Annotated in this window: 7 protein-coding genes; 6 read left to right on the top strand and 1 reads right to left on the bottom strand. The window is 63.9% G+C overall.

Going from position 1 to position 22,294, the window contains the following annotated elements; all coding sequences use genetic code 11:
• The 3 genes from BLU85_RS16150 to BLU85_RS16140 form a co-directional block, all read left to right on the top strand.
• On the top strand, positions 1-11,778 hold an 11,778-nt coding region (locus BLU85_RS16150), incomplete at its 5' end, for a non-ribosomal peptide synthetase (RefSeq protein ID WP_139212809.1).
• Between the two features lie 78 nt (positions 11,779-11,856).
• Positions 11,857-13,008: a macrolide transporter subunit MacA gene (gene macA, locus BLU85_RS16145; protein ID WP_092200562.1), complete on the top strand. Its 1,152-nt coding sequence runs from the start codon at positions 11,857-11,859 to the stop codon at positions 13,006-13,008.
• Between the two features lie 2 nt (positions 13,009-13,010).
• On the top strand, positions 13,011-14,972 hold the full coding sequence (locus tag BLU85_RS16140; RefSeq protein ID WP_092200565.1) for a MacB family efflux pump subunit: 1,962 nt from the start codon (positions 13,011-13,013) through the stop codon (positions 14,970-14,972).
• Between the two features lie 85 nt (positions 14,973-15,057).
• On the opposite strand, the gene BLU85_RS16135 is transcribed toward BLU85_RS16140, so the two are convergent.
• The gene (locus BLU85_RS16135) at positions 15,058-16,398 is read right to left on the bottom strand and encodes a diaminobutyrate--2-oxoglutarate transaminase family protein (protein ID WP_092200568.1); all 1,341 of its coding nucleotides are present in this window, start codon (positions 16,396-16,398) and stop codon (positions 15,058-15,060) included.
• 293 nt (positions 16,399-16,691) lie between these two features.
• Here BLU85_RS16135 and BLU85_RS16130 point away from each other — a divergent pair, with 293 nt between their 5' ends.
• Genes BLU85_RS16130 through BLU85_RS16120 form a run of 3 tightly spaced genes read left to right on the top strand, consistent with a single transcriptional unit; the run spans position 16,692 to position 22,293 of the window.
• Positions 16,692-18,122: an efflux transporter outer membrane subunit gene (locus tag BLU85_RS16130; protein WP_092200571.1), complete on the top strand. Its 1,431-nt coding sequence runs from the start codon at positions 16,692-16,694 to the stop codon at positions 18,120-18,122.
• Positions 18,119-19,222, top strand: coding sequence for an efflux RND transporter periplasmic adaptor subunit (locus tag BLU85_RS16125; protein WP_371128548.1), 1,104 nt, complete (start codon positions 18,119-18,121; stop codon positions 19,220-19,222). Before BLU85_RS16130 ends, BLU85_RS16125 begins: the two co-directional genes overlap by 4 nt.
• Positions 19,219-22,293 (top strand): efflux RND transporter permease subunit, encoded by a 3,075-nt coding sequence (locus tag BLU85_RS16120; RefSeq protein WP_092200577.1) that lies wholly within the window; start codon positions 19,219-19,221, stop codon positions 22,291-22,293. Before BLU85_RS16125 ends, BLU85_RS16120 begins: the two co-directional genes overlap by 4 nt.
• Position 22,294: the final 1 nt, after the last annotated feature.

Here is a 22,294-nt window from a genome sequence, read left to right as displayed (position 1 = left end):
CAATCCGACGTGGTGGATATCGAAACCCTGCGCAGCTACCTGCAAGCGCAGTTGCCGGCCTACATGGTCCCGGTAGCCTACGTGCAGCTTGACGCACTGCCCCTGACCCCCAATGGCAAGCTCGACCGCAAGGCCCTGCCGGCCCCAGACCTGGATTCGGTCATCACCCGCGGCTACGAAGCACCCCGAGGTGAAGTCGAAACGACCCTGGCGCAGATCTGGCAGGACCTGCTGGGCCTGCAACAGATCGGCCGTCACGACCAGTTCTTCGAATTGGGCGGCCATTCATTGCTGGCGATGCAACTGATCTCCCAGGTCCGTTTGCGCCTGGGCGTGGAGCTGAGCCTCACCGCTCTGTTCGCTCATCCCGGACTCATGGAACTGGCGCAGGCCGTGTCCCAGGCTGGGCGCAGCACATTGCCGGAGATCGTCAGGGCCTCCCGCGACGAACCCCTGCCGCTGTCGTTCGCCCAACAGCGCCTGTGGTTCCTGGCGCAGATGGAAGGGGCCAGCTCGGCCTACCACATGCCGGCCGGCCTGCGTCTGCGTGGCACTCTGGAGCGCGTCGCCCTGCAGCGGGCGCTGGATCGCATCGTTGCCCGTCATGAGGCGTTGCGGACGACTTTCGTCCAGGTCCAGGGCGAGGAGCCCCGGCAGTGTATCGCCGCAGCCGATAGCGGGTTTGCCTTACTGCAGCATGACTTTTCCGAGCGGATCGATGCCGAAACCGAAGTGCACGCCCTGGCGGCGCGGGAAGCCGTCGACGCCTTCGACCTGGAGCACGGCCCGCTGATCCGTGGCCGGTTGATCCGCCTGGGTGACGAGGAGCATGTGTTGCTGGTGACCATGCACCACATCGTTTCGGATGCCTGGTCCATGGGTGTGTTGGTCAAGGAACTGGCAGCGCTCTACGAAGCGTTCCGACATGACCTGGACGATCCGCTGCCGGCGCTGGCCGTGCAATACGGCGACTACGCCCTGTGGCAACGCCGCTGGCTGAGCGGCGACGTGTTGCAGGCCCAGAGCAGCTACTGGCGGCAAACCCTGGCCGATGCGCCGGCGCTGTTGATGTTGCCGACGGACCGGCCGCGCCCGGCGCAGCAGGACTACAGCGGGGCGGCGCTGCCCCTGGCGTTCGACACCGAGCTGACGGCCAATCTCAAAACCTTGAGCCAGCGTCACGGCGTCACCCTGTACATGACGTTGATGGCGGCTTGGGCGGCGTTGTTGAGTCGCCTTTGCGGGCAGGATGACGTGGTGATCGGTTCGCCGGTGGCCAACCGCACACGGTCGGAAGTCGAAGGGTTGATCGGCTTCTTCGTCAACACCCTGGCCGTGCGTATCGACGTTTCGGGCGCACCGACGGTCGAGGCCTTGCTGGCGCGGGTCAGGCATCAGACCCTGGGTGCCCAGGCGCATCAGGACCTGCCGTTCGAGCAGGTGGTGGAAGTGCTCAATCCGGTACGCAGCCTGTCCCACAGCCCGCTGTTCCAGGCCATGTTGTCCTGGCAGACCCTGGACAACAGCGAGCTGGTGTTGGGCGACCTGAAGCTCGAAAGCCTTGGTGTGGCGAGCAATATCGCCAAGTTCGACCTGTCCCTGGAACTCGGCGAGGCTCAGGGGCAGGTCTTCGGCGCCCTGGAATACGCCACGGCCTTGTTCGACGAGGCCACGGTGCAGCGTTACCTCGGTTATTTCGAGCGGGTGGTGCGTGCCATGGTGGCAAGTGACCAGACGCTGATCGAGCAGATCGCCCTGGTGGACGACGCCGAACGCCAGCGTCTGCTGGTCGGGCTCAACGCGAACCAGGCACCGTACCCCCGTGAACAGACAATCCATCAACTCTTCGAGGCCCAGGTCGCGATTCGGCCGCAGGCCATTGCCGTGGTATTTGAAGGCGAACGCCTGAGCTATGCCGAACTGAATCGCCAGGCCAACCAATTGGCCCATCACCTGATCGGGCTGGGCATCCGTCCCGACGACCGCGTGGCGATCTGTGTCGAGCGCAGCGCCGAAATGCTGGTGGGCCTGTTGGCGGTACTCAAGGCCGGTGGCGGTTACGTGCCGCTGGACCCGGCGTATCCCGCCGAACGTTTGGCCTACATGATCGCCGACAGCACCCCGGTAGCGCTGTTGACCCAGCGCGCACTGCAAGACTGCCTGCCGCCACTGGCAGCGCCAGTGGTGCTGCTCGACTACGTCGAGCGAGTGCGCAGCGGCATTGCCGCGGGCCGCGACGACAACCCGGTGGTGGCGACCCTCGGCGTGCGCCATCTGGCCTACGTGATCTACACCTCGGGTTCGACCGGCGCGCCCAAGGGCGTGATGATCGAACACCGGGGCCTGGTCAACTACTGCGTAGACGCCGTGCGCCTGTTCGAGCTGACGCCGGCCGATACGGTGCTGCAGCAGAACACGTTGAACTTCGACCTCTCGGTGGAAGAGATTTTCCCGGCGCTGGTCGCCGGCGCCACCCTGGCGCCGACCCGCGCGCTGTTCGGCAGCGTCGAGTTGCAGCAGGACGCCGGGCTCCGGCCAACCTTCGTGCATTTGACCGCTGCGCATTGGCATTCCCTGGCGGCCGAATGGCACGGCACGCCGGCGCAGGCCCGCGATCATCTGCGCGATGTGCGCCTGGTCAACGTCACCGGTGACGCGCTGTCGATGCAAAAACTGCAGATGTGGGACGCGGTGCGCTCGGCCCATACCCGGCTGATCAACACCTATGGCCCGACCGAGGCGACCGTATCGTGCACCGCCGCCTACATGCACTACGACGCCGACGGCGCGGCCGGCAACGCCACCATCGGCACGCCGATGGCCAACACCCGTATCTACCTGCTCGACGGCCACCGCCAGCCGGTGCCGTTCGGAGTGGCGGGAGAGATCTACATCGGTGGCGACGGCGTGGCCCGGGGTTACCTGAACCTCGACGCGATCAATGCCGAACGCTTCCTCGTCGATCCATTCAGTGACCAGCCCGACGCCCGCATGTACAAGACCGGCGACCTGGCCCGCTATCGTCCGGACGGACGCATCGAATACCTGGGGCGCAATGACTTCCAGGTCAAGGTGCGGGGATTCCGTATCGAGCTGGGTGAAATCGAAACCAGGCTCAGCCACTGCGCCGGGGTCAAGGAAGCGGCGCTGATCGTGCGCGAGGACACGCCGGGGGACAAGCGCCTGGTGGCCTATGTCGTGCCGCACGGCGGTATCACCCTGAGCGCGGCTGCCTTGCGCTCGGAACTGTCGACCCTGCTGGCCGAGTACATGGTACCGAGTGCGTTCGTCAGCCTGGCTGCGCTGCCGCTGACGCCGAACCGCAAGCTCGACCGCCAGGCACTGCCGGCGCCGGATGCCGAGGCCTTCGCCAGTCGTACGCATGTAGCACCGCAAGGGGCCACGGAAGTCGCCCTGGCGCAGATCTGGCAGGGCATGCTCAACGTCGAAGCGGTAGGGCGTCACGACCACTTCTTCGAACTGGGCGGGCATTCGTTGCTGGTGATGCGCTTGATTGCCCAGGTGCGCGAGCAGTTGGGGGTGGAACTGAGCCTGAACGAGGTCTTTGCCCAACCTGAGCTGAGTGCGTTGGCCCAGGTGCTGGCCCGAGCGGCACGCAGCACCCGGCCGGACATCGTGCCGGTGTCCCGCGAGCAGGCATTACCGTTGTCGTTTGCCCAGCAACGCCTGTGGTTCCTCGATCAACTGGACCACGCCGCCAGCGTGGCCTATCACATGCCCGCCGCCCTGCACCTGCGCGGCAGCCTGGATCGCAACGCCTTGCAACGCGCCCTGGACCGCATCGTCGCCCGTCACGAAGCCTTGCGCACGACCTTTGTCCAGGGCCAGGAAGTGGAGCAATGCATTGCTCCGGCCGACATCGGTTTCGCCTTGCAACGGCATGACCTGTCCGCCCACCCGGATGCCGAGGCCGAGCTGTCGCGCATGGCCGGGGAGGAAGCACGGCAGGCGTTTGACCTGAGCCGTGGCCCACTGGCCCGTGGTCGCCTGGTGCACATGGGCGATGCTGACCATGTGTTGCTGGTGACCCTGCACCACATCGTCTCGGACGGCTGGTCCGCCGATGTACTGACCCGTGAATTGGGCGTGCTGTACGCGGCATTCAGCCAAGGCCAGGACGACCCGCTACCGGCCTTGCCGGTGCAATACGCCGACTACGCCGTCTGGCAGCGACGCTGGCTCACCGGAGAGGTGTTGAGCCGCCAGGAACGCTACTGGCAAGACACCCTGGCCGGCGCACCGGCATTGCTGACCTTGCCGACGGACCGGCCACGGCCAGCCCAGCAGGATCATTCAGGCCACGCGGTGGGGATCGCCTTCGATGAAGCGCTGACCGAAGGCCTCAGGGCCTTGAGCCAGCGCCATGGCGCCACGTTGTTCATGACGGTGATGGCCGCGTGGGCCGCGCTGCTGAGCCGGATGTCCGGGCAGGATGATGTCGTCATCGGCACACCGACGGCGAACCGCATGCAGGCGCAGGTCGAAGACCTGATCGGCTTGTTCGTCAACACCCTGGCGATACGCGTCGAGGTTTCGGCCGAACTGACCGTCGACGCCTTGCTGCAACGGGTCAAGGCCCAGACCCTGGGCGCCCAGGCGCATCAGGATTTGCCGTTTGAGCAGGTGGTGGAAGTGGTCCGGCCATTGCGCAGCCTGTCCCACAGCCCAGTGTTCCAGGCCATGCTGTCGTGGCAGAACAGCGAAGCCGGCGGGATGGAACTGTCCGACCTGTCATTGCAAGGGCTGGGGGTGACCAGCCGTACCGCCAAGTTCGATGTTTTGCTGGACATGGCCCTGATCGATGGTCGCCTGTTCGGTTCGCTGGAGTACGCCACGGCACTGTTCGACCAGGCCACGATGGAGCACTACCTCGGCTACCTCGAATGTATCTTGCGCGCCATGGTTGCCGATGAGCAGGCGTTGGTGGCGCAGATCCCGCTGTTGGAGGACACAGAGCGCCAGCATCTGCTGGAAGCGTTCAATGCTACAGCCGTCGACTATCCGCGAGGCCTGACCCTGCATGGCCTGTTCGAGGCACAGGTGGCAGCGTCCGCGGAGGCCGTCGCCGTGGTGTTCGAAGAGCAGCAACTGAGCTACGCCCAACTGAACGGCCGCGCCAACCAGATCGCTTACCGGTTGCTTGCCCTGGGCATTCGTCCGGATGACCGCGTGGCGATCTGCGTGGACCGCAGTACGGACATGGTCGCGGCGCTGCTGGGCATTCTCAAGTCCGGCGCCGCCTACGTGCCGCTCGATCCGGATTACCCGGCCGACCGCCTGGCCTACATGCTGGAGAACAGTGCACCGACGGTGGTGCTCACCCAGCGCGCCTTGCAGGCGAGCCTGCCCGCGACCGCTGCCAGGGTGATGGTGCTCGAAGAGGAAGACTTCGCCACGCAGCCAACCGGAAATCCGCGGGTCTCGGGCCTGCATGCCAACCATTTGGCCTACGTCATCTACACCTCGGGTTCGACCGGCCTGCCCAAGGGCGTGATGAACGAGCATGGCGCGGTGGTCAATCGCCTGCTGTGGATGCAGGACGCCTACCCGCTGAGCGCCGCGGACGCGGTGCTGCAGAAGACCCCGTTCAGCTTCGACGTGTCGGTGTGGGAGTTCTTCTGGCCGCTGTTCACCGGCGCCCGGCTGGTGATGGCGCGTCCGGGTGGGCATCGCGACCCGGCGTACCTGCGTGAAGCCATCCAGCGGCACGGCATCACCACGATGCACTTCGTGCCGTCGATGCTGGACGTGTTCCTGGCCCATGGCGAAGCTGGCGAGTGCGAGGGGTTGCGTCAGGTGATGTGCAGCGGCGAAGCGTTGCCGGGGCATCTGGTGCGGCGCTTCAAGGGGCGACTGCCACGGACGGCATTGCACAACCTGTACGGCCCTACCGAAGCGGCCGTCGACGTGACGGCGTGGGACTGTTCCGGTGCCGACACACCGGACAGCACGCCGATCGGCAAGCCCATCGCCAATACCCGGATCTACTTGCTCGACGCTCATGGTCAACCGGTGCCCATGGGCGTGGCTGGGGAGATCTACATTGGTGGCGTCCAGGTGGCGCGGGGTTATCTGCACCGTCCGGAACTGACGGCCGAGCGTTTCCTCGATGACCCGTTCAGTACCCGGCCGAATGCACGGATGTACCGCACCGGCGACCTGGGTCGCTACCTGCCGGACGGCAACATCGACTACTTAGGGCGTAACGACGATCAGGTGAAGATCCGTGGGTTCCGTATCGAACTTGGCGAGATCGAAGCCAAGCTTGCCCGGCACGAGGCGATCAAGGAAAGCGTGGTGCTGGCTCGCGAAGACGTGCCGGGGTCCAAGCGGCTGGTGGCGTATTTCACCGTGCACGGTGACGAGCACCGCGTCGAGATCGAAACCCTGCGTGCCCAGTTGCTAGCGCAACTGCCGGAATACATGGTGCCGGCAGCCTATGTGCAGCTTGAGGCATTGCCGTTGACCCCCAACGGCAAGCTGGATCGCAAGGCGTTGCCGGCGCCGGACCTGGCGTCGGTGATTACCAGTGAGTACGAAGCGCCGCAGGGCGCTGTGGAAACGACACTGGCGCAACTGTGGGCCGAGTTGCTCAAGGTCGAAAAGGTGGGGCGTCATGACCACTTCTTCGAATTGGGCGGGCACTCGTTGTTGGCGGTCACGTTGATCGAACGCATGCGCCAAGCCGGCTTGAGCGCCGATGTGCGCGTGCTGTTCGGCCAGCCGACCCTGGCCGCGTTGGCGGCAGCCGTGGGCGGCACGACGGAAATCGTGGTGCCGGACAACGGCATCGTGCCGGGTTGTGAGCGGATCACCCCGCAGATGTTGCCGCTTGCCGACCTGACGCAGCAGGAAGTCGACGCCATCGTCGCCTGGGTGCCCGGTGGCGTGAGCAATGTCCAGGACATCTACGCCCTGGCGCCATTGCAGGAAGGGATTCTGTATCACCACCTGGTTTCGTCGCAGGGCGATCTCTATGTGCAGCAGGCCATGTTCAACCTAGAGGACCGTGCTCGGCTGGATGCGTTCGTGAGCGCGCTGCAAGGCGTGATCGACCGCCACGATATCCTGCGCACGGCTGTGCTTTGGGAGGGCTTGCGCGAGCCGGTGCAGGTGGTGCTGCGGGAAGCGCCACTGGCGGTGCAGACCTGTACGGTCGAGCCGGGCGAGGACGTGGTGACGCAGCTTCGTGAGCGTTTCGACCCTCGGCACTCTCGGCTCGATGTGCGCCAGGCGCCCATGATGCGGCTTGCCTGTGCCTATGACGACGAGCACCAGCGCTGGGTCGCGCTGCTGCTGTTTCATCACATTGCACTCGATCACACCGCGCTGGAGGTGATCCAGCACGATATGCAAGCGTACTTGCTCGGGCAGCAGGCACAGTTGGGCGATGCCGTGCCGTATCGCAACTACGTGGCCCAGGCGCGGCTTGGCGTGACGCAAAGCGCCCACGAGGCGTTCTTCAGGGACATGCTCCAGGATATCCAGGAGCCGACCCTGCCATTCGGTCTGCAGGACGTGCAGGGCGACAGCCATGTCATCGAACAGGCCAGGTTGGGTGTGGACGACAGTTTGAATCGTCGTCTGCGGACACAATCGCGACTGCTTGGCGTCAGCGCGGCGAGCCTGCATCACCTGGCCTGGGCGCGGGTGGTGGGCGCCGTGTCCGGGCGCGAAGACGTGGTGTTCGGTACCGTACTGATGGGCCGGATGCAGGGCGGTGAGGGGGCCGATCGGGCGCTAGGGTTGTTCATCAACACCTTGCCGCTGCGGGTTGACGTCGGCGTCGACGGGGCCCGGGCAGGCGTCAAGGCAACGCATGCGCGTCTCACCGCGCTGCTGGGACACGAACATGCGTCGCTGGCACTGGCACAGCGTTGCAGCGGTGTCGCTACGTCGACGCCGTTGTTCAGTGCACTGCTGAACTATCGGCACACCGCAACGCAGGTCACCGAGGAGGCCCAGTCGGCCTGGAACGGGATCGAGGGGCTCGGCGGCGAGGAGTGGAGCAACTACCCACTGTCGCTGAACATCGACGACCTCGGCGAGGCCTTTGTGCTGACCGCCCTGGCGGAGTCGCGCATCGGGGCAGAACGCATCTGCGGCTACATGCACATGGCGCTGGAAAGCCTGGTCGATGCGCTTGAGCGCAGGCCCGAGGTGCCCTTGCGTGAGCTGGCGATATTGCCAGCGGCGGAACGCCGGCAACTGCTGGTCGACTTCAATGCGACCGACACGGTCTATCCCCGCGAAGAGACGGTCCACGGCTTGTTCGAAGCTCAGGTCAGGGCCCGGCCTGACGCGATTGCACTCCAGCATGGGGCGCGGCAACTCACCTACCGGGAGCTGCACGAGCGAGCCAATCACCTGGCGCATTGCTTGCTTGAACGAGGCGTCCAGCCAGGGGCTCGAGTCGCAATCATGCTGAACCGTTCGTTCGAGCTCATCATCAGCGAACTGGCGATCCTCAAGTGCGCCGCCGTCTATGTACCGCTGGACCACCATGCGCCCGAGGAACGGCAGCGTTTCATGTTGCAAGACAGCGCCGCGGTGCTGGTATTGACGACCCGTGACAGGGCCTTGCCGGAGGACGTGCCGCGATTGGACCTGGACACACTGCAATTGATCCAGGCTGCACAGCCGGCGGTATTCCCCGGTCAAACCAGCGATACGCCGGCGTACATCATGTACACCTCGGGCTCCACGGGCCACCCGAAAGGGGTGATCGTGCCGCACCTGGCCATAGGCCGATTGGCGATCAATAACGGCTACGCGGATTTCGGTGTACAGGATCGCGTGGCGTTCGCCTCGAACCCGGCGTTCGACGCCAGTACGATGGAAGTGTGGGGGGCATTGCTCAACGGCGGGCGCGTTGTGATCATTGATCACGAGACGTTGCTCAGCCCGACGCAATTCGCCCAGGCGCTGACAGAGGCCGAGGTGTCGGTGCTGTTCGTCACCACCGCCATGTTCAATCAATACCTGGTCTTGATCCCGGATGCTCTGGCAGGCTTGCGGATCCTGCTGTGCGGTGGCGAGCGCGGTGATCCGGCTTCCTTCCGGCGGCTGTTGGCCCATGCTCCTTCGCTGCGGCTGGTGCATTGCTACGGTCCCACCGAGACCACCACCTTTGCGACGACCCATGTGGTCACTGCCGTGCCACATGGCGCAACGAGTGTTCCGATCGGCCGTCCCATTGCCAACACCCGGGTGTATATTCTCGATGCCGCGCGCCAACCGGTACCTGTGGGTGTCGCGGGAGAGATCCATATCGGGGGTGTCGGGGTGGCCCTTGGTTACCTGAACCGGCCGGACCTGACCGAGGAACGCTTCATTGCCGATCCGTTCAGCGATTCGGGCAGCGCGCGCCTGTACCGCAGTGGCGATCTCGGCCGCTGGCTGCCCGACGGCACCATCGAATACCTGGATCGCAATGACGGTCAGGTCAAAATACGTGGCTTCCGTATTGAGCTCGGTGAGATCGAGGCCCGCTTGCACGAGTGCCATGGGGTGCGCGAGGCCCTGGTGGTAGCGCGTGAAGACAGTCCGGGCGACAAGTGCCTGATCGCGTATTACACCGAGCACGAGAACGGTGGGGACCTCGATGCGGATGTCCTGCGCGCCCAACTGCGCTCCGTGCTGCCGGAATACATGATCCCGGCGGCCTATGTGAAATTGACGTCGTTGCCGCTGACACTGAACGGCAAGGTCAACACCGGGGCGTTGCCGGTGCCGGAAATGCACGCTTATGGGAGCCAGGGCTACGAGGCGCCGCAAGGCGACCTGGAAGTCGCGCTGGCAGGCTTGTGGGCCGACGTCCTGAAGCTGGAGCAGATCGGTCGTCACGACAACTTCTTTGAGCTGGGCGGTCATTCACTGCTGGCGATCCGGCTGGTCGGATTGTTGGCACAGGCCAACCTGACCGTCTCGCTGGCCGAGCTGTTCCAGCACGAAAGCGTCGCGTCGATGGCATCGATGCTGCAGGCCCGCACCGAGGATGCCCAGGTCAAGGAGGCCATCGTACCGGTGCGCACCACCGGCCAGCAGAATCCGCTGTTCCTGGTGCATGAGTTCAGTGGCCTGGACCTGTACTTCCCGATGCTGGGCAAGCACATCGATCCGGATATCCCGGTGTATGGCCTGCCTGCCGTCGAATGGGGTGAGCCGCAGTTGCAAACGATGGAGTGCATGGCCTCGCGCCTGGTGGGGATCATTCGTTCGGTACAACCCAAAGGGCCTTATCGCCTGGCCGGCTGGTCGTTCGGTGGCGTGCTGGCCTACGAGACCGCGATCCAGCTGATCGGCCTGGACGAGGAGGTGGAGTTCGTCGGTCTCATCGACAGCTATCTGCCTCGGCTGGTGGATCAGGGCCGGTCGCGCTGGGCATTGGACGAAGCCCACAAGCTGCATCTGCTGGACCGCTGCGATGTTTTCTGGAGGGCTGCGTTGCCTGGCGAAGAAGTACTTGCAGCGATCCTGGAGAATCTGGCCGATCTGCACGGACAATTGGATCGATTCGATTTCACAGGCCTGGTGCAGCATTGCCGCGACGAGGCGGTGCTGCCGGCCGAGCTGGCCGTCTATAGCGCGGAGCAACTCTGGCAGTACCTTGATCGCGAAGTGGCCCATGGTCATGCGTTGGCCCATTACACGGTGTATCCGATTTCCGTACCGGTGCATCTGCTGGTGGCCGAAGAACGCAAGGACGACGCGCCCGAGCACTCCGGCTACCTGGGCTGGGACGCTGTCCTGCCCACGTCCAAGTTGCATTGCGTCAAGGTGCCGGGTAACCACCAGAGCATGATGCAAATGCCCCATGTCAAGGCATTGGGCCAGGCCATCACTGCTGCACTCCACACCGCCGCATCGCGTCCGGCCCCTTCACCGAAGAGCGGTTACCAGCCGCTGCTGACGATCCAGGGCGGGCGTGCCGATCGGGCGCCGATCTTCTGCGTGCCGGGAGCAGGCGACAGCGTGACCGGTTTCATCGGCTTGACCGATGCCTTCGGTCCTGACTGGCCTATCCATGGGCTGCAGCACCGCGGGCTGGACGGCAGCACAGAGCCTTTCAGCCTCGTGGAGACGGCCGCCCAGGCGTACCTCGACGCGATCGACAAGGTCCAACCGGAGGGGCCGGTGCATCTGCTCGGCCATTCCTTCGGCGGCTGGATCGTGTTCGAGATGGCGGCCCGCCTGCATGCCCGGGGGCGCAAGGTGGCTTCGTTGACGCTGATCGACAGTGAGTCGCCGGGCGGCAACGGCGTGGTGGGCAAGCCCTATACCGCGACCGGGGTGCTGAATCGGCTGATCGAGGCGATGCAGTTGGCTTCCGGCAAGTCGTTGGGGATCGATGCCACGGTCTTCGGTGCCCAGGACGATACCGCGCAGATGCGCTTGCTGCATGCGGGCATGGTACGGGCCGGCATGCTGCCGCAGCGTTCGGCGGTGGATTCGATGCGCGGTCCGGCGCGGGCCTTCGGTACGGCCCTGCGCACGGTTTATCAACCGCAACATCGCTACACCGGGCCGGTGCGCTTGGTGCTGGCCAATGATCCAACCCTGGACACGGCCGGTAACAAACGCGAACAGGAACAAATGATCGAAGGATGGCGCAAGCATATCCCCGATCTCAGTATCTGGTACGGTCCGGGCAACCACTTCACGATCCTCAAGGCCCCTCACGTACACAACCTGGCAGCCTGGTGGCAGGACGGCCTTCCCATGCTCGACGAGGAGGCCGCCAGTGATTACGTATGACTGTCTCTCCTTGACGCGCATCCATGGAGCCCGGCGCCACGTTGGCCGGGTCTGAAATCAACGCACTCATGGTTATTTATGGAAAAGTCGAAGTTTCGCAAAATCGCTATCGTGCTCGTACTGGTCGTGGTGGCCGGTCTGATTTTCTACAGCGCGCAATCGCCGGGCAAACCGCCGGAGTACCTGACCGCCATGGTCGAGCGCACGGACATCGAGAACGCGGTGCTGGCGTCCGGCACGCTGCAGGGGGTCAAGCAGGTCGATGTCGGCGCCCAGGTGTCGGGCCAACTGAAATCGCTCAAGGTGAAATTGGGCGACAAGGTCCAGAAGGGCCAGTGGCTGGCGGAAATCGATCCGATGCTGGCGCAGAACTCCCTGCGCCAGGCCCTGGTCAACGAAGAGAACCTGGTGGCCAAGCGGCAGGCCACGGCGGCGCAACTCAAGGACGCCAAGGCCACCTACGATCGCTACAGGAAACTGCAGCCGGACGACGCGATTTCCAAACAGGAGTATGAGACCGCCGAGTCCAACTACAGGGTGGAAGAGGCGAACCTGCTCTCCCTCAACGCACAGATCAAGGACGCCCGCATCCAAGTGGAAACCGCTCGCGTCAACCTGGCCTATACCCACATCGTCGCGCCGATCGATGGCTATGTGGTGGGGATCGTCACGCAGGAAGGCCAGACCGTGATCGCCGAACAACTGGCGCCGGTCCTGCTCAAGCTCGCCGACCTGGACACCATGACGGTCAAGGCGCAGGTGTCGGAAGCCGACGTGATTCACATCGTGCCTGGCCAAGAGGTGTATTTCACCATCCTGGGGGAGTCGGAAAAGCGTTACTACGCCAAGCTGCGCGGCACTGAGCCGGCGCCACAGAACTTCCTCGAAACCCAGAACGCCGGGACGCCGAAGCAGAACACCGCAGTGTTCTACAACAGCCTTTTCGACGTGCCGAACCCCGATCACCGCCTGCGCATTTCAATGACGGCCCAGGTTCGTATTGTCCTGGACAAGGCCAAGGACGTGTTGACGGTTCCCGTCGCTGCCCTGGGTGCGAAAAACCAGGATGGCAGCTACGTGGTCCGGGTGCTGGATGCCGAAGGCAAGGCTCAGCCGCGTAACGTGCGCATGGGCATCAACAACAATGTCAGGGCCGAGATCAAGGATGGCCTGGCCGAAGGCGACAAGGTCGTCATCGGCGAGCCAATCCCGGCCGTGGCGGGAGCCTGACCATGACCCGACCATTGCTGGAACTCAAGGGCATCACCCGCAGCTTCTTGGCTGGCGAAAAAGCCTTCGTCGCCCTCAAGGACATCAACCTGACGATCAATGCCGGCGAGGTGGTCGCGATCACCGGGGCGTCCGGTTCCGGCAAGTCGACCTTGATGAACGTGCTCGGCTGCCTCGACCATCCGAGCGGCGGAAGCTACAAGGTGGACGGGCGCGAAACCGGTTCGATGAGCGACCAGGAACTGGCGGTGTTGCGTCGCGATCACTTCGGTTTCATTTTCCAGCGTTACCATTTGCTGCCGCACCTGAGCGCCTTGCATAACGTCGAGATGCCGGCGATTTATGCCGGCGCCGCCGAGTCGCAACGGCACAGTCGCGCCGGAGAGTTGTTGAAACGTTTGGGATTGGTGGGGCACTTGAGCAATCGGCCCAACCAGCTCTCGGGTGGTCAACAGCAACGGGTGAGTATCGCCAGGGCGCTGATGAACGGTGGCGACATCATTCTGGCGGATGAGCCCACCGGGGCGTTGGACACCACCAGCGGCAAGGAAGTGATGAAGATCCTGCTGGAGCTCAACAGGGCGGGGCACACGGTCATCATCGTGACTCACGATGAGAAAGTGGCGGCCCACGCCCAGCGCATCATCGAGATCCGCGACGGCGAGATTGTCAGCGATCGGCCCAATCCGCAGCAACCGCTGGAGGATCAGGCGCCGCAAGGCACGCGTCCGGCCAAAGCCAAATCGGCCAACGGCCTGCTCGCCAGCTTCGGCCTGTTCAGCGAGGCGTTCAACATGGCCTGGGTGGCGCTGATCTCCCATCGCATGCGCACTCTGCTGACCATGTTGGGCATCATCATCGGCATCACCTCGGTGGTCTCGATCGTGGCCATCGGCGAAGGGGTCAAGCAGTATGTCCTGAAAGACATCCAGGCGATCGGCAGCAATACGATCGAGATCATGCCCGGGGCCGACTGGGGGGACAGTCGTTCGACGGCGATCGAAACCCTGGTGCTGTCCGACGTTACGGCCCTGAGTGATCAATATTACATCGACAGCGCGACCCCCAACGTTGGCCGCAACCTGTTGTTGCGTTATGAAAATATCGACCTCAATGCGACCGTCAACGGTGTGAGCGAGAGCTATTTCCAGGTTCGCGGGATCAAGATCGGTTCCGGTGTCGCGTTCAGCAAGGACGATGCCCGGCGGCAGTCACAAGTGGTGGTGATCGACCATAATACCCGCCAGCGACTGTTCGGCCCGAACACCGACCCATTGGGCAAGGTGATTCTCATCGACAACCTGCCTTGCACGGTCATCGGCGTGACCGAAGACCGCAAAAGCGTGTTCAATACCAACAAAAACCTGAACATCTGGATGCCCTATGAAACGGCGGCCGGCCGGTTGCTGGGCCAGCGATTCCTGGACAGCGTCACGGTACGGATAAAGGACGGGCAACCGAGCAAAGTCGTGGAAGACAACGTTGTCAAGCTCCTGACCCAACGCCATGGCATCAAGGACTTCTTCACCTACAACCTCGACAGCGTGTTGCAGACAGTGCAAAAGACCAGCCAGTCCCTGGCGCTGCTGCTCTCGTTGATTGCGATCATCTCGCTGGTGGTGGGGGGCATCGGGGTGATGAACATCATGCTCGTCTCGGTGACCGAACGTACCCGTGAGATCGGTATCCGCATGGCTGTCGGTGCACGTCAGTCCGATATACGCCAGCAGTTCCTGGTGGAGGCGGTGATGGTGTGCCTGATGGGCGGCACGATTGGCATCGCCTTGTCGTTCGGGATCGGCTACGTCTTCTCGATCTTCGTCAAGGAATGGCAGATGGTGTTCTCGATGGGATCGATCGTCGCCGCTGTCGTCTGCTCGACCCTGATCGGCATCGTGTTCGGCTTCGTGCCCGCGCGTAATGCCGCGCGGCTCGATCCGATCAACGCATTGGCACGGGATTGATCCGGGCTACCCTGGCTTGAAGCCAGGTAGGGAACCCTGTGGCGAGGGAGCCAGCTCCCTCGCCACATAAGGTGTGCCTGGCGCCTTATACCGCCACGCGTGCCGCCTGCGGGCGAGTCTCGCCCACCTTCCTCACCGCCTGTTCGAAGCGGTCCAGCACCATGCCGACCTCGGTCTCGGTGATGGTCAGGGGCGGCAGGAACCTGAGCACTGCGCCATGGCGCCCACCGGTTTCCATCATCAAGCCGTTGTCGAAACAGTTGAGCTTGATGGCCTGTGCCCGGGCGCCGTCAGCCTGGCCGGCGCGCTGGTTGTCGGTCGGCTTGGTGATTTCCACGCCGATCATCAGCCCGCGACCGCGGATATCGCCGATGAATGGGGAACGCTGCGCGATGTCCCGCAGGCCGCTTTCCAGTCGTTCGCCCATCCGGGCGGCATGGGCGACGAGATGGTCCTTGCGGATTTGCTGCATGGTGGCGGCGCCGGCAACCATTGCTATCTGATTGCCGCGGAAGGTCCCCGCATGCATGCCGGGGCCCCAGGTATCCAGATGTTCGGCGTAGACGATCACCGCCAGTGGGTAGCCACCGCCGATCGCTTTGGACAGCACCAGGATGTCGGGGACGATGCCGGCGTGCTCGATGGCGAATGTGCTGCCGGTGCGACCCAGGCCGGTCTGGACTTCGTCGACGATCAGCAAGATATCCTGCTCGAGGGTGATTTCCCGTAGCGCCCGCAGCCAGTTGGCCGAGGCCGGGATGCAACCGCCTTCGCCCTGTACCACCTCGACGATGACCGCTGCCGGTTTGGCGATGCCGCCTTCGGGGTCCGAGAGGACGGTACGGATGTAGTCGATGGACAGTTGATCGGTATGCTCGCCGTTGGTGCCGAACGGGCATCGAAACCGATAGGGAAAGGGCAGAAAGTGCGTGCCTTGGGCGATCAGGCCATCGCCGGTCTTGGGGGACAGCTTGCCCATCGCTGACAGTGCGCCGGCCGTCATGCCATGGTAGCCGCCGTGGAACGCCATCAATGGCGAGCGTTTGGTGTAGTGGCGGGCCAATTTGATGGCGGCCTCGACGGCATCCGAACCGCTGGGCCCGCAGAAGAGAATCTTGCTGGTGTCGCGCATTTGCGCAGGCAGCATCGAGAACAGCTCCTGCACGAACGCATGCTTGGCCGGCGTGGCCAGGTCGAGTGCCTGCTGCAGGTGATCGCTGTCGAGGAAGCGCATCACCGCGTCCCGGACTTCGGGCGGGTTATGCCCCAGGGCCAGTGTCCCGGCGTTCGACAGGCAATCGAGAAACTCCTGGCCGCTGGCATCCTTGATACGCATGCCCCTGCCGCTGACGAACAGGCGCTGGAAAGTCTGCGCATAGGTACGTGCGTTCGACTCGATGTTTTCGAGATAAGTGAGTGCTTCCATATTCGATCATCCATTGGCTATGGAACGTGAACCGAGCGGGGCCATTCATGCTCGACAGCAAGTGCAGCCATTACTGGGCAGGTCGAGCTCATTTCAACAGGCCCCCGTCGTTATCGCGAGTTTTCCTGCCGGCACCTGTCCCCAATTTCCACGCCAGACATCGGAACGGGCACAAGGTTAAATAACGGCCATGCGAGCCTCATCAAGCCATCGTTAATAATCCGCCATCTCCCTGAGTTGTGCCGGTGCCGGGTGCCTTGCTGTTTTCACCTTTGACACCCCTAGAGAACCCTATGCATGTCTTCAAGCCTCCAGAGAGCATATTGCTGGTGACACTGTGTGCGGCGGCCTTGAGTGGCTGCGTATTGGGCCCCGACTATCGGGTGCCAGACGTCCCGATCGCCGCCAAGTGGCAGGCACCGGTGCCCCATGGCGCGTCCGTGGCCGCGTTGGCCGACTGGTGGCGACAATTCGATGACCCGGCATTGGCCGAGCTGTTGCGCCTGGCCGAAGCCGACAGCCCCTCCATGGACCAGGCCTGGGCGAATATCTCGCTGGCCCGTGCGACCGCCGACAGTGACGCCGCCGATGCCTTGCCCAAGTTCGACGCCAGGGTGTCCGGTGGCCGAGGTGGGCAGCAGACCGGTTCGCAGCGCCAGGGGGGCTCTGGCTCTTCTGCAGCGATGGATGCCGCCTGGGAACTCGATCTGTTCGGCAAGTTGCGCCGCAACAATGAAGCCGCCAACTCCCGCGTCGAAGCACGGGTGGATGACTGGCATGACGCAAGGGTTTCCCTGGCGGCCCAGGTGGGTGATTACTACGTGCAATACCGTGGCTGCCAGAAGTTGGTATTGGCTTACCGTGACCAGGCCCAGTCACAACAAGACACCGCGCGCATGACGCGTCAGTCGTTCGGGGCGGGCTTCACGTCTTCCGCCGACGCCGCGTTGGCCGATGCCAGTGCCGCCAGCAGCGCCGCGACCCTGGTCCAGCAGCAGAGTGAATGCCAGGTGCTGCTCAAGAGCCTGGTGGCACTGACAGGCAGTGATGAAGGGCGACTGCTGGATGTGTTGGGCCACACGCCTGCGCAACTGCCGCAGCCGGCCGAACTCAACGTGCAGGAGGTTCCGGCCGACTTGTTGCGCCAACGCCCGGACATCGCCTCCGACGAGCGCGAGCTGGCAGCGGCGAATGCCGAGATCGGCGTGGCTCAGGCTGATCGCCTGCCGAGCCTGAGTCTTTCCGGGACGATTTCCGTGGGAACCATGGTGGGCCAGCGCAACCGTTCCTGGTCGCTGGGCCCTGTGCTGTCGGTTCCGCTGTTCGACGGTGGCAAGCGGCGCGCGGCAGTGGAGGGTGCCAAGGCCTCGTATGAAGCGGCCCTGGCGGCCTATCGCCAAACGCTGCGCACCGGTGTGATGGAAGTGGAGCAGGCGCTGGTGCGTCTCGATGCGGCCCGTCGCCGGGAGTCGGATGTGGAGCGTTCCACCGCAGGCTTCCGGGAATCGTTCGAGGCCATCGACCGCAGTTGGCAGGCCGGCAATGTCAGCCTCCTGGACCGGGAAACCGCACGCCGCCAGGCGCTGACAGCCGAGATTGAATTGATCACCTTGCAGCAGAATCAAGTGCGCTACTGGATCGCCCTGTACAAGGCACTGGGGGGCGGCTGGCAAGCCGGTCAGCCCCTTGCGCGCAGTCGGGCCTCGGGCGGGGACGGCGCGTGAGGTCGCGATCAGGCAAGTTCGCGTTGGCGATCGCGGTGTGTGCGATCGTGGTGGCGCTGATCTATTTTCGCCGGGGCGCTGAACCGGTCGAGGCTGCCCCCCAGGTCAGCAGCTTGAGCGTGGAAGTCGTCCAGGCGCAACGCCAGATCTGGCCGCAGTTACTGTTTGCCAATGGCGCGCTCGCCCCCTGGCAGGAAGCGGTCATCAATGCCGAGACCAGCAATCTGCGCATCGCCAGCATCGAGGCCGATGTGGGTAGCCGGGTGAAGAAAGGCCAATTACTGGCCACGCTGGCCAGCGAAACGGTGATTGCCGAGGAGAACAAGCAGAAGGCGCTCGTCGCCCAGGCTGGCGCCAACCTGGAGCAGGCCCGCTCCAATGATCGTCGGGCCCGGGTCGTCGGGCAGGGCGGGGCCTTGTCTGAGCAACAGCGTGAAGACTACCGGATCAAGGTCGCGCTCGCCGAGGCTGACCTGGCCGGCGCCCGTGCCGAATTGCAGAGCACGCGGATCAGGCTCGGACAAACCCGCATCCTCGCCGTGGACGATGGCGTCATTTCGGCGCGCACGGCGCTGCTTGGCAAGGTGCTCTCCGCCGGTGACGAGCTGTTTCGCATGGTGCGCGATGGCCGCATCGAATGGCAGGCCGAGCTGGATGCCCGGCAACTGGCCCAGGTTCAGCCTGGCCAGGTCGCCCGTATGACGTTGCCCGACGGCCAGAGCCTGGAAGGGCGCGTGCGGCTGGTATCGCCCACGTTGAATACCAAGACCAGCCGGGGATTGGTCTACGTCTCCCTGCCCACCGACAGCGCCGCGCAGGCCGGTATGTATGCCAGCGGCCAGATCGAGCTGGCGCCCCGCGAGGCCGTCACGGTGCCAGACACTGCCGTCATCCTGCGGGACGGGCGTTCCTATGTGTTCACGCTCAATGACGACATGCGCGTGGTCCAGCGACCGGTGGTGGTCGGCCGGCGCTTGCATCAGGCCGTGGAGATCCTCAGCGGCCTCGATGAGCCTGCCCGAATCGTGCGTGCCGGCGGTGCGTTCCTCAACGATGGCGCGAGTGTGACCCTCGTTCAATCCCAGGTCGCCCAGCCATGAACATTTCCGCCCTGTCGATCCGCCATCCGGTCCCGGCCGTCATGCTGTTCATTCTGCTGACGCTGTTTGGCCTGTCGGGTTTCGAGAAGCTCGCCATCCAGGATTTCCCGGACATGGACCTGCCAGTGGTGGTGATCAGCGCCTCGCTGGAAGGCGCGGCCCCGGAGCAACTGGAAACGGAAGTGGCGCGCAAGATCGAGGACAAACTGACGTCCCTGCGTCTGCTCAAGCACGTGACGACGACCATCACCGACGGTGCCGTCAATATCAGCGTCAGCTTCGACATCGACAAGGATGGCAACGAGGCGCTCAACGAAGTCCGTAACGCGGTCGACAGTGCCATGGCGCAGTTGCCGGCGAGCCTGGACACACCCTCGGTCTCCCGGTTGACCACCAGCGCCTCGGCATTGCTGACCTATGTCATCGACTCCGATAACCTGGATGAAGAGGCGTTGTCGTGGTTCGTCGACAATGAGTTGAGCAAACAGCTGCTGGCGGTGCCCGGAGTGGCAATGATCGCACGCATGGGCGGTGTCGACCGGGAAGTCCAGGTCAATCTCGACCCGGCCCTGATGGCGGGCCTGGGCATTCGCGTCACGGACATCGCCAACCAGTTGCGGGCGATGCAAAAGGACAACTCCGGCGGCCAGGGCAATCTGGGCAGCGGCCAGCAAGCCATGCGGACCCTGGGGGCCATTGACGATCCGGCGGGCCTCGGTGCCATCGACATTCCCAGCGGCGACGGCCGCCTGCTCGCCCTGGGACAGTTGGCCGACATTCGCGACACCCACGCCGAACGCAGCACCCGGGCGTTTCGCGATGGCAGGCCTGTGATCGGTTTCCAGGTCACCCGTTCCCTGGGGTTCTCCGATGTCGGCGTCGCCAATGACGTGCGCAAGGCCATGGCCGCGTTTGAAAAACAGCATCCCAACGTGCAGATCGTTGAAGCCAGTGACACGGTCAAGGCCGTGCTCGCCAACTACCACGACTCGATGAATTTGCTGTACGAAGGCATGTTGTTGGCGGTACTGGTGGTCTGGTGGTTCCTGCGAGACTGGCGCGCCACGCTTATCGTCGCCACGGCACTGCCGCTGTCGATCATCCCCACCTTTGGCGTGATGTACCTGGCCGGGTTCACCCTCAACGCCGTGTCCCTGCTGGCCCTGGCGCTGGTCATCGGTGTGCTGGTGGACGATGCCATCGTCGAGATCGAGAACATCGCGCGGCATTTGCGCATGGGCAAAACCCCGCTTCAGGCCGCCACCGAGGCCGCGGATGAAATCGGTCTGGCGGTGCTCGCCACGACGGCCACCCTGGTCGCAGTGTTCCTGCCCACGGCGTTCATGGGGGGGATCGCCGGGAAGCTGTTCCGCCAGTTCGGCGTGACCGCGTCGGCGGCGCTGCTGTTTTCACTGCTGGTGGCGCGGCTGCTGACGCCGATGATGGCGGCTTATTTCCTCAAGGCAAGGCATGAAGTCGACCATGACAGCCCGTTGATGACCCGCTACCTGGGCTGGATTCATGCCAGCCTGACTTGGCGCAAGACGACGATGGGCCTGGCCGGCCTGTGCTTCGTCGGGGCCCTGGCGCTGGTTCCGTTGCTGCCCACCAGCTTCCTGCCGGCGCAAGACACCGGCCGCAGCAAGATAACATTGGAGCTGCCGCCAGGAACGACACTGGAACACACCACCGCGATGGCCTTGCAGGCCAGCGAACGACTGCGCGGACTCCCCGACGTCACGCATGTGTTCAGCTCGGTGGGGACCGCCAGCAGTTCGGGTACCGGGCCTGGCGATATCACTGGCGCCGGCGATGCGATCCTGACGGTGGAGCTGGCGCCTCGCAATGTGCGCGATCGCAAGCAGGTGGAGGTCGAAGCGCAGATGCGCCAGGTGTTGCGCACACTTCCAGGAGTACGCATCAATGTTGGCGGCGATGGCAGCGGAGAGAAGCTCAATATCGTGCTCGCCAGCGATGACGGCGATCTGCTGGAGCGCACGGCCGGCGCCCTTGAGGTCCAGTTGCGTGGGTTGCGCGGGATCGGCAATGTTTCGTCCAGCAGCGCCTTGCAACGGCCGGAAATCCAGATGCGGCCGGATTTTGCCCGGGCAGCGGAATTGGGTATCACCAGCCAGGACATCGCCGATACCTTGCGCATGGCGACTTACGGCGAATACTCCTCGCAACTGGGCAAGATCAATCTATCCCAGCGCCAGGTGGACGTGCGGGTGCGCATGGATTCGCTGTTGCGCGACGATTTGCAGGCGATCAGCCAATTGCGGGTAACCGGTCGAGACGGCCAGGTCGCCCTGGCCTCGTTGGGGGACATCAGCATGGGCAGTGGGCCGGCGCAAATCAGCCGACTGGACCGCCTGCGCAATGTCACCCTGTCTATCGAGCTCAACGGTCGCAACCTGGGTGAGGTCATGGCCGAGGCCCGTCAACTGCCGGTGATGCGCAGCTTGCCAGCTGAAGTGAAACTGGTGGAGCAGGGCGAATTGCAACTGATGACGGAGTTGTTCGCCAGCTTCGGCCTGGCCATGGCCATCGGCGTGTTTTGTATCTATTCAGTCCTGGTGCTGTTGTTCCACGACTTCTTGCAACCGGCCACGATTCTTTCGGCCTTGCCGCTCTCGCTGGGTGGCGCGTTGTTGGCCTTGCTGGTGTGCAACTTCAGTTTCTCCCTGTCCTCGGTCATCGGCTTGTTGATGTTGATGGGCATTGTGACCAAGAACTCCATCCTGTTGGTGGAGTACGCCATCATGGCTCGCCGCGATTATGGCCTGGGTCGATACGATGCGTTGGTGGATGCGTGCCACAAGCGTGCCCGACCGATCCTGATGACCACCATCGCGATGGGGGCCGGGATGTTGCCGACGGCGATGGGAATGGGCGAGGACCCGAGTTTCAGGCAACCGATGGCGGTGGTGGTCATGGGGGGATTGCTGACGTCGACGTTGTTGAGCCTGCTGGTGGTACCGGTGATTTTCACTTACGTGGACGATGCGCTTGAATGGCTGAAGCGTCGCACTCGATCGCCGATAGAAGACGGTGCGCTAGAGGAAGTTTGAG

This window comes from Pseudomonas sp. NFACC14, assembly GCF_900106885.1.
GTDB lineage: Bacteria > Pseudomonadota > Gammaproteobacteria > Pseudomonadales > Pseudomonadaceae > Aquipseudomonas > Aquipseudomonas fluorescens_AA.
This window is presented reverse-complemented; position numbering and strand designations above follow the sequence as displayed.